This is a genomic window from Rhodococcus sp. M8 (assembly GCF_015654185.1).
Taxonomy (GTDB): Bacteria; Actinomycetota; Actinomycetes; order Mycobacteriales; family Mycobacteriaceae; genus Rhodococcus; species Rhodococcus aetherivorans.
In genome coordinates this window covers 661,047-677,365 of sequence record NZ_CP064065.1, presented here as the reverse complement: position 1 = coordinate 677,365, position 16,319 = coordinate 661,047, and the positions used below count along the sequence as shown (strand labels likewise).

At 72.3% G+C, this 16,319-nt stretch carries 14 protein-coding genes; 3 read left to right on the top strand and 11 right to left on the bottom strand.

The window, feature by feature from the left end; genetic code table 11:
* Window positions 1–11: 11 nt before the first annotated feature.
* The gene (locus ISO16_RS03125) at window positions 12–833 is read right to left on the bottom strand and encodes a DUF3097 domain-containing protein (protein ID WP_072635248.1); all 822 of its coding nucleotides are present in this window, start codon (window positions 831–833) and stop codon (window positions 12–14) included.
* Window positions 834–940: 107 nt separating this feature from the next.
* Here ISO16_RS03125 and ISO16_RS03120 point away from each other — a divergent pair, with 107 nt between their 5' ends.
* Window positions 941–1,750 (top strand): hypothetical protein, encoded by an 810-nt coding sequence (locus ISO16_RS03120; RefSeq protein ID WP_072635247.1) that lies wholly within the window; start codon window positions 941–943, stop codon window positions 1,748–1,750.
* 85 nt (window positions 1,751–1,835) lie between these two features.
* On the opposite strand, the gene ISO16_RS03115 is transcribed toward ISO16_RS03120, so the two are convergent.
* From ISO16_RS03115 to ISO16_RS03080, 8 genes are all read right to left on the bottom strand, one after another.
* Window positions 1,836–2,900 (bottom strand): ferrochelatase, encoded by a 1,065-nt coding sequence (locus ISO16_RS03115; protein ID WP_072635246.1) that lies wholly within the window; start codon window positions 2,898–2,900, stop codon window positions 1,836–1,838.
* A gap of 9 nt (window positions 2,901–2,909) precedes the next feature.
* Complete coding sequence (gene inhA / locus ISO16_RS03110) at window positions 2,910–3,722, bottom strand: NADH-dependent enoyl-ACP reductase InhA (protein WP_006939295.1); 813 nt, start codon at window positions 3,720–3,722, stop codon at window positions 2,910–2,912.
* Window positions 3,723–3,774: 52 nt separating this feature from the next.
* Window positions 3,775–4,524, bottom strand: a complete 750-nt coding sequence (fabG1, locus tag ISO16_RS03105) for a 3-oxoacyl-ACP reductase FabG1 (RefSeq protein WP_029543667.1) — start codon at window positions 4,522–4,524, stop codon at window positions 3,775–3,777.
* A 79-nt stretch (window positions 4,525–4,603) separates the two neighbouring features.
* Window positions 4,604–5,584 carry a VWA domain-containing protein gene (locus ISO16_RS03100; protein ID WP_072635245.1) on the bottom strand — a complete coding sequence of 327 codons (981 nt, stop codon included), beginning with the start codon at window positions 5,582–5,584 and terminating at the stop codon, window positions 4,604–4,606.
* On the bottom strand, window positions 5,581–6,534 hold the full coding sequence (locus tag ISO16_RS03095) for a DUF58 domain-containing protein (RefSeq protein ID WP_072635244.1): 954 nt from the start codon (window positions 6,532–6,534) through the stop codon (window positions 5,581–5,583). Before ISO16_RS03095 ends, ISO16_RS03100 begins: the two co-directional genes overlap by 4 nt.
* The gene (locus ISO16_RS03090; protein ID WP_072635243.1) at window positions 6,531–7,691 is read right to left on the bottom strand and encodes an AAA family ATPase; all 1,161 of its coding nucleotides are present in this window, start codon (window positions 7,689–7,691) and stop codon (window positions 6,531–6,533) included. Before ISO16_RS03090 ends, ISO16_RS03095 begins: the two co-directional genes overlap by 4 nt.
* Window positions 7,692–7,844: 153 nt before the next feature.
* Window positions 7,845–9,659 (bottom strand): NlpC/P60 family protein, encoded by a 1,815-nt coding sequence (locus ISO16_RS03085; RefSeq protein ID WP_072635242.1) that lies wholly within the window; start codon window positions 9,657–9,659, stop codon window positions 7,845–7,847.
* Window positions 9,660–10,003: 344 nt separating this feature from the next.
* A complete protein-coding gene (locus tag ISO16_RS03080) occupies window positions 10,004–10,549 on the bottom strand; it encodes an Rv1476 family membrane protein (protein ID WP_072635241.1) in 546 nt (181 codons plus the stop codon).
* 257 nt (window positions 10,550–10,806) lie between these two features.
* Here ISO16_RS03080 and acnA point away from each other — a divergent pair, with 257 nt between their 5' ends.
* Window positions 10,807–13,611 carry an aconitate hydratase AcnA gene (acnA, locus tag ISO16_RS03075; protein ID WP_006939284.1) on the top strand — a complete coding sequence of 935 codons (2,805 nt, stop codon included), beginning with the start codon at window positions 10,807–10,809 and terminating at the stop codon, window positions 13,609–13,611.
* A gap of 97 nt (window positions 13,612–13,708) precedes the next feature.
* Window positions 13,709–14,281, top strand: coding sequence for a TetR/AcrR family transcriptional regulator (locus tag ISO16_RS03070; RefSeq protein WP_006939281.1), 573 nt, complete (start codon window positions 13,709–13,711; stop codon window positions 14,279–14,281).
* A 5-nt stretch (window positions 14,282–14,286) separates the two neighbouring features.
* Here the strand turns inward: ISO16_RS03070 and ISO16_RS03065 are convergent, their stop codons facing one another.
* A complete protein-coding gene (locus tag ISO16_RS03065) occupies window positions 14,287–14,532 on the bottom strand; it encodes a helix-turn-helix domain-containing protein (RefSeq protein WP_006939279.1) in 246 nt (81 codons plus the stop codon).
* Window positions 14,533–14,686: 154 nt separating this feature from the next.
* Entirely contained in the window at window positions 14,687–16,315 is a 1,629-nt protein-coding gene (locus ISO16_RS03060; RefSeq protein ID WP_006939277.1) for an ABC-F family ATP-binding cassette domain-containing protein, read from the bottom strand.
* Between the last annotated feature and the right edge of the window lie 4 nt (window positions 16,316–16,319).

Genomic DNA, 16,319 nt, shown 5'->3' with positions numbered 1-16,319 from the left:
CCCCGGCGCGGTCAGTCCCCGGTGGGCTCGGTGACGAAATCGACGAGCCGCTCGACCGCCCCGATCAGCGGCGCCTCGAGATCCCGGAAGCTCGACACCGCCGAGTAGACGCGGCGCCACCCGTCCTGCGGGCTGCCCCACCCCAGCGCCCGGCACACCCCGGTCTTCCAGTCCTGCCCACGCGGAATCGTCGGCCACGCCTCGATTCCCAGCGCCTTGGGCCGCACCGCCTGCCACACGTCGACGAACGGATGCCCGGTGACGAGCACGTGCGGCCCGAGATTCGCGGTCAGCCGCTCCTCCTTGGATCCGGCGACGAGATGGTCGGCGAGTACCCCCACGCGGCGGCCGGGACCGGGCGCGAACCCGGCGAGCCGCTCCCCGAGATTGTCCAGGCCCTCGAGCTGCTCGACCACGACCCCCTCGACGCGCAGGTCGTGCCCCCACACGCGTTCGACGAGGGCCGCGTCGTGCACGCCCTCCACCCAGATACGGCTGCCGCGCGCGACCCGCGCCCGCAACCCCTCGACCTTCGTGGACCCGGACGCGGACCGGGTGGGGCCGCCCGCCGCCGGCCGCGGCGCGGGCCGCACCAGCGTCACCGGCCGGCCGTCGAGGAGGAACGCGGCGGGGCGCAGCGCGAACAGCCGGGTGCACCGCGACGCGTCCTCGAGCCGGACGAAGTCGCCGTCGTAGGTGCGTTCGATGCCGACGATCGCACCGCACCAACCGGACGCGGCGTCCTCGACCACCAGGTCCTTCTCGGCGGGCACCTCGGGGATCGTGGGCTTACGGGCGCGCGGATGGCCGGCGAAGATGTCGCCGCCGTACATGTCGGGACTCACGCCCGCCACGTTAGGGCCGCCGCGGTCACAGCGGCGGGAGGGCACGCCGACCGGCCGTGGCCCCGTTGCCGGGACGGCGCCTATGCTCGGAAACCGTGAGTTCACCCGGTCAGACCCTGACGGTGTGGGCCGGTTCCTGGTTGGCCGGGCACGCCGCACCGGACGACGTCATCGACGCCCTGCACGCCTGGGCGCCGATGCATCTGGTGGTCTCCCGCGACGAGCCCACCGCCGACTTCTCCGCCGTGCCCGAGCATTCGCCCGTGGACGGCGCCGCCGTGCTGCTGTCCGCGCTGCGCCGGGCCGATCCGGCCGGCGTGGACGGGATCCGGCTGGTGCTGCCCGTGCCCGGCGACGTGCGGGGCCTGCCGCCGGGCACCGAGCTGGCGCGCGCCGCGGTCGCGGCCGGCGAGGCGGTGCTCGCCGGCGCACCCGGGACCCCCGGTCTCGGCTTCGTCCCCTCGGTGGAGGGGCCCGACGTGCTGCGCTGGACGCTGTTCGCGGTCCCGGCGGTGCCCGAGCCGCCCGCCGAGCCCGGCCTCGGGGAGGCCGAGTTCGCCATGCGCGAGGCGGTGCGGGACGCCGCGGCGAGGGTGGGCCGGGTGCTGACCGTCGGCGCGGACGGCCGCACCGCCGACCCCCGGGAGCAGATCGCGGCCGAGGTCGCCGAACATGCGCGGCACCGGTATCCGGAGTCGATGCCGGGGCGCGCGGCCCGCATCCTCGACTCGGCCGATCAAGTGGCGGCCATCCTCACGGTCGCCGGCCGCGGTGTGGAACCGAGGGCCGCCTCGGCCAGCGGGCAGGCCGCGCGGGAGGAGGCGCTGCGTCCGCTGTGGGCCGCGGTGCGGGCCGCCCGGCTCGGGGCGGTGGCGGCCGCGGTCCGGGCGGGGCATCACGCCTGACCCGATGCCGCGGACACGCCTCGGAGAGGCCCGGCGTCCTCGTTCTCTTACCCCGAGCCCGGGGTGGTGGGCTGAGCCCGCCCGGTCAGCGGCGGGGCCGGGCCGGTGGCCGGCAGCATTCCGGTGCGCACAGCACGCCGTTGCAGCCGACGCCCAGCAGCGGCTGGGTGCCGCGCCGCGCGGGCGCGGCGCCGTCGACGTGTTCGCGCACCAGCTCGCGCACCATCTGCACGAACCGCGGGTCGGGGCCGGCGGTGGCGGCGCGGGCGAACGCCATGCCGAGTTCCGCGGCCCGGTCGCGGGCTTCGGTGTCGAGGTCCCAGACGACTTCGAGGTGGTCGGAGACGAACCCGACGGGCACGACGACGACCGCGTCGACGCCGCGCGCGTGCAGCGCCTCGAGGTGGTCGACGATGTCCGGCTCGAGCCACGGCACCTGCGGCGGCCCGGATCGGGACTGCCACACCAGGTCGTGGTCGGCGCTGCCGGCGGCGGTGGCCACCAGGCGGGCCGCCTCGGCGACCTGCCGGCTGTACAGGTGCCCGCCCAGCCCGGGTGGGCCGCCGGTGGCGTCGGCGGCGGTGGGCACCGAGTGGGCGGTGAACACCAGGCGCGCCGCGTCCCGGCGGTCGGCGGGCAGCTGTGCCCGCGCCGCGGCGACCGCGTCGGCGACGGCGTCGAGGAACAGCGGGTGATCGTAGAAGTGCCGCAGCTTGGTCAGCACGGGTGCGTCGTCGCCGACGGCGGCGCGGGCGCGGGCGATGTCCTCGTGGTACTGCCGGCACCCCGAATAGCCACCCCACGCCGAGGTGGGGAACACCAGCGCGCTGCGCACCCCGTCGTCGCGCATGGCCGCGACGGTGTCCTCGATCATCGGGTGCCAGTTGCGGTTGCCGAAGTAGATCGGCAGATCCAGCCCGGCGGCGGCGAAGTCCGCCTCGAGGCGCGCGATGAGGTCTCGGTTGAGGGCGTTGATCGGCGAGACACCCCCGAAGTGCAGGTAGTGCTCGGCGACCTCGTCGAGGCGTTCGGGCGGCACGCCGCGGCCCCGGGTGACATTCTCGAGGAACGGGCGCACGTCGTCCGGCCCTTCCGGACCGCCGAACGAGAGCACCAGCAGTGCGTCGTACGGCTCGGAGGTACGGGTCATGGCTCGACCCTAGGCGCCGGCACCGAAGCCGACCTGGGAATGGAATCCCCCGTCGACGTAGACGATCGACCCGGTGGTGCCGGGCAGCCAGTCGGACAGCACCGTGCACACGGTCTTCGCGACGGGCGTGGGGTCATCGACGTCCCAGCCGATCGGGGCCGCCGCGGACCAGCCCTCGTTGAGCCGGTTCATCTCGGCGCCGGGTCCGGTGGCGTCGCCGGCGATGGCCTTGGCCGCGAGGGTCTTGATCGGGCCGGCGGCGACGAGGTTGGAGCGGATACCGCGGCCGCCGACCTCCTTGGCGACGTACCGGTTGACGGACTCGAGGGTGGCCTTGGACACGCCCATCCAGTTGTAGAACGGGACGGCGCGGGCGGGGTCGAAGTCCATGCCGACCAGGGAGGCACCGTCGTTGAGGACGGGCAGCAGGGCCTTGGCGAGCGCGGCGTAGGAGTAGGCGGAGACCTCGAGGGCGACGGCGACGTCGGTCCACGGCGCGTCGAGGAACGGACTGCCCAGGCAGGAGCGGGGGGCGAAGCCGATGGAGTGCACGACGCCGTCGAGGCCCTCGGGGGCGAGCTCGCGCACCCGGCCGGCGAGGGTGTCGAGGTGGTCGGTGTTCTGCACGTCGAGTTCGAGGGCCGGGGGCACCGGCTGCGGCAGCCGCTGCGCGATGCGATCGATCAGGCGCAGCCGGTCGAAGCCGGTGACGACGACCTTCGCGCCCTGTTCCTGCGCGACCTTCGCGGTGTGGAAGGCGATGGAGGCGTCGGTGATGATGCCGGTGACGAGAATGGTCTTGCCCTCGAGCAGTCCGCCCATGAGTGTGTCGGTCCTCCAGTGAGTTTCGGATGTGGTGGCGTGCGTGCCGACGTCAGTGCCCCATGCCGAGGCCGCCGTCGACGGGGATGACCGCGCCGGAGACGTAGGCGGAGTCGTCGGACGCGAGGAAGCTCACGACCGCGGCGACGTCCTCGGGCTTGCCGAGACGCTGCAGCGGGATGAACTTCTTCGCGGTGTCGCGGACGTCGTCGGAGAGCTCGGCGGTCATGTCCGTCTCGATGAATCCGGGCGCGACGACATTCGCCGTGATCGAACGCGAGCCGAGTTCGCGGGTCACCGAGCGGGCCAGGCCGATGACGCCGGCCTTCGAGGACGCGTAGTTGATCTGCCCCGCCTGACCGGCCATGCCGACGACCGAGCCGAGGAAGATCATCCGACCCCAGCGCCCCCGCAGCATCGCGCGGTTGGCGCGCTTCGCGCACCGGAACGCACCGGTGAGGTTGGCGTCGATGACCTTCGCGAACTGGTCCTCGGTCATCCGCATCAGCAGCGTGTCGTCGGTGATGCCGGCGTTCGCGACCAGGACCTCGACGGGACCCTGGTGCTCTTCGACTTCCTTGAACGCGGCGTCGACGGACGCGCTGTCGGTGACATCGCACCGGACGCCGAACAGTCCGTCCGGGGCGCCGGAGCCGCGGTGGGTGACGGCGACCTTGTGGCCGTCCGCCTGCAGGCGGCGGGCGACGGCGAGGCCGATGCCGCGGTTGCCGCCGGTGACGAGAACCGAGCGGGGGGTGGCCGCGGGGCGCGGCGATCCGGCGGGGCTGCTTGCGTCAGTCATGGGGTCAAACCCTATCTGGTGGCGGTACGGGTCGGTAACAAGGCGCCCGCGGCGGCGGGCACGCGGTCCGCGGCGCAGGTCAGGGCAGGCGTTGGCGCAGCAGCAGGGCGGCGGCGACACCCCCGGTGACGGCGAGGACACCGAGGATCAGCCACGGGCGGCTGGCGTCGCCGCGGGTGGTCTCGTACCCGATCTGTTCCTCGAGGGTGTTGTAGGCGTCCTCGAGTTCCTGCAGGTTCGATGCGGTGAAGAAGGTGCCGCCGGAGAGGTTGGCGATCTCCTTCAGGGACGGGTCGTCCACCGGCACCGGGATGCGCTCGTCCTCGATCGTGACGGTGCCGTACTCGGTGCCGAAGGAGATGGTCGAGACGGGCACGTCCTTGTCCGCGGCCTGCCGGGCGGCGGTGAAGCCGCCGCGCGGGTCGTCGGGGCTCTCCGGGACGGTCTGCTTGCCGTCCGAGAGCAGCACGATCCGCGCCGGGGGTGCCTGGTCGCCGCCGCCGAGCACCGCGGCGAGGGTGTCGACGGACTGCAGGGCCGTGAAGATCGCCTCGCCGGTGGCGGTGCGCTCGCTCAGCTGCAGGTTGTCGATCGCGGTCTTGGTGGCCTCCCGGTTGGTGGTCGGCGAGACGAGCACCGACGCGGTGCCGGAGAACGCCACCAGGCCGAGGTTGATGCCGGGAGTCAGGTCGTCGGCGAACGACTTGGCGGCGGCCTGCGCGGCGGCGAGGCGAGTGGGCTCGACGTCGGTGGCCTGCATCGACAGCGACACGTCGATCACCAGGACGACGGTGGCGCGGTTGCGCGGGACCCGCTGCTCGGCGGTGGGCCCGGCAGCGGCGACGGTGAGCAGCGCCAGCCCGGCCAGCAGCAACGCGACCGGGACGTGCCGGCTGCGGCCGGGCTGCTGGGGGGCGACCTTCTCGAGCAGCTCGAGGTTGGTGAACCGCAGCGTGTGCCGCATCCGGCGGCGTTGCACCGCCACGTATCCGGCGGCGAGGGCCCCGACGACGAACAGGAACAGCAACCACCACGGCGCGGTGAAGTCGGAGATGCTCACCGGCCCCCCTTCACCGGGGCGCCGAAGCTGTGGCGGCGGGCGGCGACGAACCGGACCACGTCGTCGATCCAGTTGCGGTCGGTGCGCAGGCTCAGCAGCGGGGCGCCGCAGCCGCGGACGGCCTTGCGCACGGCGGCGCGGTGCTCGGCGGCGGCCCGGGCGTAGTCGGCGCGCAACTGCTCGCTGGTGGTGAACTCGCGGGTGTGCCCGGTCTCGGGGTCGTGCAGCACGACGTCGCCGAGGTCGGGCAGTTCGAGGTCGCGGCGGTCGAGGACTTCCACCGCGAGCAGGTCGTGCCGGCCGGACAGAGCGCGCAGCGAGCGTTCCCAGTCGATGGGGCCGAGGAAGTCGCTGACGACGACGGCCAGGCCGCGGCGACGCTGCGGGCGGCGCAGCGCCTCGATCAGCCCGCGCAGGTCCCCGCGGGTGCCGTCGGGGGCGTGCGGGGTCGTCGCGATCGAGCGGAGCATCGCCTGCGTGTGCAACTGGCCGCCGCGGGCGGGCACGCGGTGGGTGCGCGCCCCGGTGCTCACGACGGCACCGATCCGGTTGCCGCCGCCGCCGGCGAGGTAGCCGACCGCGGCCGCGGCGGCCACGGCGAGGTCCCGCTTCTCGCAGACCCCGGTGCCGAAGTCGAGGCTGGGCGAGAGGTCGATCGCCAACCAGGTCTCGAGTTCGCGGTCGGCGACGGTCTGCCGCACGTGCGGGTGGGTGGTGCGGGCGGTGACGGACCAGTCCATCTGCCGCACGTCGTCGCCGGGCTGATACTCGCGGGCGTCGCCGGGCTCCGAGCCGGGCCCCGGGATGAGCCCGAGGTGGTCGCCGTGCAGCACCCCGTCGAGGCGGCGCCGCACGGTCAGCTCGAGGGTCCGCAGCGCCGCCGTGAGGGCGGGGTCACGCAGCTCGCCGGAACGGAAGGTCGGCGGGGTCACCGGGCGGCGTCGGCTCACCGCTGCCCCGCACCCGCCTCCGGCCCGGTCACGCCAGCCGCCGGCGCGGCCGCGGCCCCGACCGGGACCGGGGCGGGCGGGTTGGCCTGCGGAGCGACCTGCGGCATGCCGACGGTCTGCAGGATGCGGGCGATGATCTGGTCGGGCGTGACGTCGTCGGCGAGGGCGTCGTAGGACAGCACCAGCCGGTGCCGCAGCACGTCCGGGATGATGTCGACGACGTCCTGCGGCACGACGTAGTCGCGACCGCGCAGCAGCGCCAGGGCGCGCGCGGCGGAGATGATGCCGAGGGTCGCCCGCGGGGAGGCCCCGTAGGCGATCCACCCGTCGACCTCGGCCAGGCCGATCTCGCCGGGGGCGCGGGTGGCGAAGATGACGCGCACCACGTAGTCGACGAGGGCGTGGTGGACGAACACGCGGTTGGCGACCTGCTGCAGGCGGATCAGCTCGTCGCTGTCGAGGACCTGCTTGGGTTCGGGTGCGGCCACCCCCATGCGGTAGACGATCTCGCGTTCCTCCTCGACCGTGGGGTAGTCGACGAGGACCTTGAACAGGAACCGGTCGCGCTGGGCCTCCGGCAGCGGATACACGCCCTCGTTCTCGATCGGGTTCTGGGTGGCCATCACCAGGAACGGGTCGGGCATGGGGAAGGTCCTGCCACCGATCGTGACGTGCCGTTCGGCCATCACCTCGAGCAGCGCGGACTGTACCTTCGCCGGGGCCCGGTTGATCTCGTCGGCGAGCACGAAGTTCGCCACGACGGGCCCGAGTTCGGTGTCGAACGCCTCGCGGCCCTGCCGGTAGATGCGGGTGCCGACGAGGTCGGTCGGCACCAGGTCCGGGGTGAACTGCACGCGGGAGAACGAGCCGCCGACGACCTTCGCGAACGTCTCGACCGCGAGGGTCTTGGCCACGCCGGGAACACCTTCGAGCAACACGTGGCCGCGGGCGAGGACGCCGACGAGCATCCGCTCGACGAGCCGGTCCTGACCGACGATCACCCGTTTGACCTCGTAGATCGCCTGCTCGAGCAGGCGCACATCGTGTGCCTGGTCCGACGTGCGTGCCGCATCCCCGGCCGGGGCGGCCGCGGCCGCCGTGGCGGTCTTCGCGTCCGACGTTGCCGTGCCCGACGTGCCACCCTCGCGTGAGGTCACCAAGAATCCACCGCTTTCGCCTAGGTCGTTCCTGCTCGAAGTCACCTACCCACACCACTATTCCAGGTGCCGGACGCCCCCGCCGTCGCCGAGCCGACGCCCGCGGTCACCGGTGTCGAGCGAGCCCGCCTCCGGCCGGGCCGAAGCGGTGCCTCAGGACACCATCCGTACCACGTACGGGGTCATGCCGTCCCAGCGTACCGGTGAGATCTTCACGTGCGAACCCGACTGCGGCGCCTCGATCATCTGCCCGTCGCCCAGGTAGAGGCCCACGTGCTGGCTGGCGTTCGGGCCGTAGAAGATCATGTCGCCGCGGCGCATCTCGGCCGACGGCACCTGCTCGCCCGCGGTGTACTGGTAGCCGGTGTAGTGCGGCAGCGAGATCCCGATCCCGGCGAATGCGTAGATCATCAGCCCGGAGCAGTCGAAGCCGACCTTGTTGTAGTCCCCGTAGCTGTCGGCGACGCCGCCGTCGCGGATGCCGAGGGTCGGACCGTTCTCGTCGCCACCACCCCAGGCGTAGGGCACCCCGATCTGCGACATCGCCCGGTCGATCACCGTTTCGACGGCGGCGGTGCCGCCGAGGGTCGAGCCCGGCTTGGGAGTGGTCCTGGGCCGGCTGCGGGTCGGCGGAGACGTGGTGGTGCCCTCCTCCTCGACCGGGTCGGCGCGGTCGGGGATCGTCGAGTCCTCGGAGTCGGACTCGTCGCTGCCGTCGGTCGTCGGCTCGCCCGATCCGTCGGCGCCGTCCCCCGATCCGCCGGTGCCCGACCCGTCGGTGCCGTCCCCGGATCCGTCGGTGCCCGATCCGTCGGTGCCGTCCTCGGATCCGTCGGTGCCCGACCCGTCGGTACCCGACTCGTCCTGCTCGGGCGTGGTGCGGCCCGGCCGGGTGGTGGTCGCGTCGGAGGTGGGTGGCAGCGGCGACTCGAATCCGACCTCGGACTCGCCGGATTCGGCGGCCGCCGGCCGGGGGCGCACGTAGTCGTCGATCTGGGTGTGGGGCCGCTGCCCGTTGGCCAGTTCGGCCGCGCGGGCGCGGGCGTCGGCGTCGGCGGCGACGCGCCGGGCGGCGTCGGCCGCCGCCTGCCGGGCGGCGGTCTCGGCCGCGGCCGCCGCGGCCTCCTCGGCCTGCCGCTGCCGATCCCACTCCGCGTACTGTGCGCGCTGGCCCTCGAGCCCGGTGACGGTGCCGCGGGCCCGGTCGAGTTCGGCCTGCGCCTGCGCGCGGTCCTGTTCGATGCGTTGCTTCTCGGCCGTCTGCGCGGCCAGCGCGGTGCGCGCCTCGGCGATGGCCGCCTCGGCGGCGGCCCGGCGTTCCTCCGCCGCGGCGGCGGCGGCGTCCGCCTCCTGCTTGCTGGCGCGCGCCCGCGAGTCCCGGTTGGCCTGCTCGGTGCGGGCGCGTTCGAGGGCGTCGAGGACGACGGTGCGGCCCGCGGAGAGCAGGCGCATGATCTGGGCGCGGTCGAGCAGGTCGTCGGGACCGGTGGAGCCGATGAACGAGGCGAGGGAGGCGACATTGGTGCCCTGGACGTAGCTGTCGCGGGCGAACGCGTCGAAGTCCTGCTGCGCCTGCCGGATCCGGGTGCCCGCGTCCTTCAGCGCCTGCTGCGACAGGGCGACCGCGTGGGCGGCGGCGTCGGCGGCGTCGCGGGCGGACTGCAGGTCCACGAGGGCACGGTTGACGTTCTCCCGCTTGACCGCGACCTGATTCTCGAGTTCGGCGAGTTGCTGGTCGGCGGTGGCGATCCGGAGGATGAGGCTGCCCACCTGGTCCACCCCGGCGGCGACGGCCACCCCGGCGGCCGCGAGATCGGCATCGCTGGGATTCGGCGGCGGGGACGGTACCGCGCCGGCGGACGCGGCGGTACCCGCGATCAGGGAGGCGGCCAGGCCGAGACCGAGAACCAGCCGGGTCGTGCGGGACAGTCGGCGTCTTCGGGGCGTCCGCGACGGCTGTCGGGACATCGCCTGCCGTATACCGCTACGCCTCACATCGCCCTCCCTCGGTCGCGCCGGCGGGACGCACCCGAGCGCAACCTGGAAAGGGGTCGCCGCAGCAGCGATCCACCGCGGACGAGGCCGCGGTTGCACCGCTCGGCAGCCCGGCGTCGCCTCACGGTTCGCACCGCGACCCGACTCCGGGTATGTGTGACACCCCTTCCCCAAGAGCGCCAAGTGCACCGTACGACACTTTGCACCCCGAGGAAACTCCAGTCACAAATAACAGAAGGGCAATTCGACCTGTGTCAACGCCCTGAACTGTGACGACGGCCACAGTGGTGGCCGGGAAAATTCTCGGTGCGGTCCGGTCAGCGGGCGGGCCGGTCGGCAGCGACCGTCTCCGCCCCGCCGGTGTCGCCGCGGCGACGGACCGCCTTGGCGAGGTACGTGGCCCCCGCCGCGCCCGCGACCGCGAGCAGCAGCAGCACCGTCAGCAGCGTCCAGGGCGGCGCGGGCTCGGTGAGTGCGTCGACGAAGTTGGACGCCGAGGCGACCGGATCGCCGGTGTAGGTGCGGTCCTGCGCGGACTCGAGGAGCACCCGGTCGATGCTGTCGCTGTGGGCGCCGGCCCAGCCGGGGCTCAGCACGAGCACGGTGCCGCCGTCCTCGCCGGCGACGTCGGTCGCGAGGTCGCGCAGTTGCGAGTCGAGCCGGGGATCGCGGTCGAGCACGACGATGCTCAGGTCGATGCCGTGCTGTTGCGCGCGTTCGACGACGGCGACCAGGTCGTCGACGCGGTCCGGGGGTGCCGAGACCTGGTCGTCGGCGAGATCGGCGAGGACCTGCTCGAGCGAGACACCCGGGGGGAGGTCGGTGGCCGACGGTGTCAGGACACGTGACAGGGGCGCAGACATCTCTCTCCGTGGGGCTCGACGGCCGCCGCTCGTGCGGCGCCGTTCGTACCCTACGCGACGGCGCCGGGGCGGCGGCCGGACGCCGGATCGGCGGTTGTGTCCCATCGGTTCACAGGACAAGCGTACTGTTAGACTTGCCGCGAGACGCCTCCGACGCCGTCCGGCCCTGTTCTGCGGCCCGGCTCGGCTCCGGGGCCTCGCTTCGGCCGTCGACACAGCCCCGTCGGCGGCGAGCCTCATCGACGAGTGGAGCTGACGTGAGCACCAGTATTGATTCGTTCGGCGCCAAGGGGACGCTGGAGGTCGGAGAGAACTCCTACGAGATCTTCCGCCTCTCGGCCGTTCCGGGCACCGAGAAACTCCCTTACGCACTGAAGGTTCTCGCCGAGAACCTGCTGCGCACCGAAGACGGTGCGAACATCACCGCCGATCACATCCGCGCCATCGCGAGCTGGGATCCGTCGGCCGAGCCGAGCGTCGAGATCCAGTTCACGCCCGCCCGCGTGATCATGCAGGACTTCACCGGCGTGCCCTGCATCGTCGACCTCGCCACGATGCGCGAGGCCGTCGAGACCCTCGGCGGCGACCCGAACAAGGTCAACCCGCTGGCCCCCGCCGAGATGGTCATCGACCACTCCGTGATCATCGACGTCGCCGGCCGCGCCGACGCCTTCGAGCGCAACGTCGACATCGAGTACCAGCGCAACGGGGAGCGCTACCAGTTCCTGCGCTGGGGCCAGGGCGCCTTCGACGACTTCAAAGTCGTCCCGCCCGGCACCGGCATCGTGCACCAGGTCAACATCGAGCACCTCGCGCGCACCGTCATGGTCCGGAACGGCCAGGCCTACCCCGACACCTGCGTCGGCACCGACTCGCACACCACCATGGTCAACGGCCTGGGCGTGCTCGGCTGGGGCGTCGGCGGCATCGAGGCCGAGGCCGCGATGCTCGGCCAGCCGGTCTCCATGCTCATCCCGCGCGTGGTCGGGTTCAAGCTCACCGGTGAGATCAAGCCGGGCGTGACCGCCACCGACGTGGTCCTCACCGTCACCGAGATGCTGCGCAAGCACGGTGTCGTCGGCAAGTTCGTCGAGTTCTACGGCAAGGGCGTCGCGGAAGTGCCGCTGGCCAACCGCGCCACCCTGGGCAACATGAGCCCCGAGTTCGGCTCCACCGCGGCGATCTTCCCGATCGACGAGGAGACCGTGAACTACCTGCGCCTGACCGGCCGCAGCGACGAGCAGCTCGCCCTCGTCGAGGCCTACGCCAAGGAGCAGGGCCTGTGGCACGACGCGGATGTCGAGCCGCAGTACTCCGAGTACCTCGAGCTCGACCTCGGTGACGTGGTTCCGTCCATCGCCGGCCCGAAGCGCCCGCAGGACCGGATCCTGCTGTCGGAGTCGAAGAGCGCCTTCCGCAAGGACATCCACAACTACGTGGAGGAGCACCACCCGGCCGACCACACCCAGCTCGACGAGGCCGTCGAGGAGTCCTTCCCGGCGTCCGACCCGGTCGCCCTGTCCTTCGCCGACGACGGTGCCGTGAATGTCCAGTCGGCCGCGAACGGCTCCGAGGGCCGGCCGACCAAGCCGGTCAAGGTCGTCTCCGAGGAGAAGGGCGAGTTCGTCCTCGACCACGGTGCCGTCGTGATCGCCTCCATCACCTCCTGCACCAACACCTCGAACCCGTCCGTGATGCTCGGCGCCGCGCTGCTCGCCCGCAACGCCGTCGAGAAGGGCCTGTCGGCCAAGCCGTGGGTCAAGACCTCCATGGCCCCCGGCTCGCAGGTCGTCACCGACTACTACGAGAAGGCCGGCCTGTGGCCGTACCTCGAGAAGCTCGGCTTCTACCTCGTCGGCTACGGCTGCGCCACCTGCATCGGCAACTCCGGCCCGCTGGACGAGGCGATCAGCAAGGCCATCAACGACAACGACCTGACGGCCACCGCGGTGCTCTCCGGCAACCGCAACTTCGAGGGTCGCATCTCCCCCGACGTGAAGATGAACTACCTGGCGTCCCCGCCGCTGGTCATCGCCTACGCCCTCGCCGGCACGATGGACTTCGACTTCGAGCACGACGCCCTCGGCCAGGATGCCGACGGCAACGACGTGTTCCTGAAGGACATCTGGCCCTCCGCCCAGGAGATCCAGGACACCATCGGCTCCGCGATCAGCCAGGAGATGTACGTCAAGGGCTACGCGGACGTGTTCAAGGGCGACGAGCGCTGGCGTGGCCTGCCCACCCCGGAGGGCAAGACCTTCGAGTGGGATCCCCAGTCCACCTACGTGCGTAAGCCCCCGTACTTCGAGGGCATGCCCAAGACCCCGGCTCCGGTCACGGACATCAAGGGGGCGCGGGTGCTCGCGCTGCTCGGCGATTCGGTCACCACCGACCACATCTCCCCCGCCGGCAACATCAAGGCGGGCACCCCGGCCGCGCAGTACCTCGAGGCCAACGGTGTCGAGCGCAAGGACTTCAACTCCTACGGCTCGCGGCGCGGCAACCACGAGGTGATGATCCGCGGCACGTTCGCGAACATCCGGCTGCGCAACCAGCTCCTCGACGACGTCTCGGGCGGCTACACCCGCGACTTCACGCAGGACGGCGGCCCGCAGGCGTTCATCTACGATGCGTCGCAGAACTACCAGAAGGCCGGCATCCCGCTGGTCGTGCTGGGCGGCAAGGAGTACGGCTCCGGTTCCTCGCGGGACTGGGCCGCCAAGGGCACCAGCCTGCTCGGCGTCAAGGCCGTCATCACCGAGTCGTTCGAGCGGATCCACCGCTCCAACCTCATCGGCATGGGTGTCGTCCCGCTGCAGTTCCCCGCCGGCGAGTCGGCGGCCTCGCTGAAGCTGAACGGCACCGAGGTCTACGACATCGAGGGCATCGAGAAGCTGAACGAGGGCGTCACCCCGAAGACCGTCAAGGTCACCGCGACCCGGGAGAACGGCGAGAAGGTCGTCTTCGACGCGGTCGTGCGGATCGACACCCCCGGTGAGGCGGACTACTACCGCAACGGCGGCATCCTGCAGTACGTGCTGCGCAACATGATCAAGGGCTGACGTCCGAGATCGGTTCACCGCACACGCAGTGCACCGGCGGCGGGCTCGGGACGTCTCGTCTCGGGCCCGCCGTCTCTTCCCCGAAAGGACGTTCGCGGTGCCCAAGGTCAGTGAGGACCACCTCGCCGCACGCCGGAGTCAGATCCTCGCCGGCGCGCGACGGTGCTTCGCCGAGTTCGGCTACGACGGCGCCACGGTGCGCCGCCTGGAGGACGCCACGGGACTGTCCCGCGGCGCGATCTTCCATCACTTCAAGGACAAGGACGGGCTGTTCCTGGCGCTGGCCCAGGAGGATGCGGCGCGGATGGCCGACGTCGCCGCCGAGCAGGGCCTCGTGCAGGTAATGCGGGACATGCTCGCCTCACCGGAGCAGTTCGACTGGCTCGGCACCCGGCTGGAGATCACCCGGCGCCTGCGCACCGACCCGGACTTCGCGAAGGCGTGGACACAGCACTCCGCCGAGCTGACCAAGGCGACCGTGGGCCGGCTCGAGCGGCAACGCGAAGCCGGCCGGCTGCGCGACGACGTGCCGACCGAGGTGGTGCTCAGCTACCTGGACCTGGTCCTCGACGGCCTCATCGCGCGGCTCGCCTCGGGCACCGCCGACAGCGAACTGTCGGCGGTACTGGACCTGGTCGAGGAGTCCGTGCGACGGACCGCCGCCGGCTGACCCGCTCAGGTCGAGGCGCGCGCCGCGCTCCGCCGGTTCGGTCCGCCCCGGCCACGCAGCGCTACATGGGACTCCACGAGCACGTTGTGCACGAACCCGTAGGAACGGCCCGTCTCCTGCGCCAGCGTCCGGATGCTCGCCCCGGCCTCGTAGCGGCGTTTCAGTTCTGCCTGGAGACGGTCACGCGATTCCCCCGTGACCCGTGTGCCCTTGGTCAGTACATTCCCGGCGTGCCCGGATTTGCGTGCCATCGGATCCTCCCGTCGGCTCGGCAAGGCCCCGCTTCCAGGCTAGTGGACGGGGCGGGGTGCCGGGAGGAATCGCGCAGGTCCGGGCCGCGGCCGCACCCCGCGCCGGCACGATCGGCTCCGGGTACTCCCGCGCACGGTCACGCAGGGCCGGACCTCACGCCAGCTGGATCAGCTCCAGGTACTCCTGCGACCAGTGGTCCTCGGAACCGTCCGGCAGCAGGATCACCCGCTCCGGATCGAGCGCCTCGGCCGCGCCGGGATCGTGGGTGACGAGCACGACCGCACCGGCGTAGCTGCGCAGCGCGTCGAGCACCTGCTCCCGCGAGACCGGATCGAGGTTGTTGGTCGGCTCGTCGAGCAGCAGCACGTTCGCCGCGGACGACACCAGTCCGGCCAGGGCCAGCCGGGTCTTCTCACCGCCGGACAGCGTCCCGGCCGGCTGGTCGAGCTGCGGGCCGGTGAACATGAACGCCCCGAGCAGCCCCCGCAGGTCCTGCTCCCCCGCGTCCGGCGCCGCGTGCCGGATGTTCTCCCACACCGTCGCGTCGTCGTCGAGGGTGTCGTGCTCCTGGGCGAAGTAGCCGATCTTCAGGCCGTGGCCGGGCGCCAGCCGGCCCGCGTCCGGGGTCTCCACCCCCGCGAGCAGGCGCAGCAGCGTGGTCTTGCCGGCACCGTTGAGACCGAGCACGACGACGCGGCTGCCCCGGTCGATCGCCAGGTCCACACCGGTGAAGATCTCCAGCGAGCCGTACACCTTCGTCAGGCTCTCGGCCATGAGCGGGGTCTTGCCACACGGCGCCGGCTCCGGGAACCGGATCTTGGCCACCTTGTCGGCCACCCGCACCTCGTCGAGCTCGGCGAGCAGCTTGTCGGCGCGCTTGGCCATGTTCTGCGCCGCGACGGCCTTGGTGGCTTTCGCGCCGAGCTTGGCCGCCTGCTGCCGCAGCGCGGACGCCTTCTTCTCGGCGTTGGCGCGTTCGCGGCGACGGCGCGCCTCGTCGGTGGCCCGCGCGTCGAGGTACTTCTTCCAGCCCATGTTGTAGATGTCGGCCTCGCCGCGCACCGCGTCGAGGAACCACACCTTGTTCACGACGTCGGCGAGCAGGTCCACGTCGTGGCTGATGACGACCAGGCCGCCGTCGTGGTTCTGCAGGAATCCGCGCAGCCAGGTGATCGAGTCGGCGTCGAGGTGGTTGGTGGGCTCGTCGAGCAGCAGGGTGGTGGTGGACTTGCCGGAGCCGTCGGAGGCGGCGAACAGGATGCGGGCGAGTTCGACGCGGCGGCGCTGACCACCGGACAGGGTGCGCAGGGGCTGGCCCAGGACCCGGTCCGGCAGTCCGAGGCTGGTGCAGATCCGGGCGGCCTCGGACTCGGCCTCGTACCCGCCGAGCGCCGAGAAGCGTTCCTCGAGCGACCCGTACTTGCGTACCGCCCGGTCACGGACGTTCTCGTCGACGGCCTCGGCCATGACGGCCTGCTGCTTCTCCATCGCGCGCAGGATCTCGTCGAGGCCGCGGGCGGAGAGCACACGGTCCTTGGCCAGGACGTCCAGGTTGCCCTCGCGGGGATCCTGCGGCAGGTAGCCGAGGTCGCCGGAGCGGACGACGGCGCCCGCGTACGGCTCGCCCTCCCCCGCGAGGATGCGCAGGGTGGTGGTCTTGCCGGCACCGTTGCGCCCGACCAGCCCGATCCGGTCGCCGGGCTGCACCCGCAGCGCCGGGCCCGGCGCCGAGAGCAGCGTCCGCACGCCGGCGCGGACTTCCAGATCGGTGGCGGTGATCACGCGT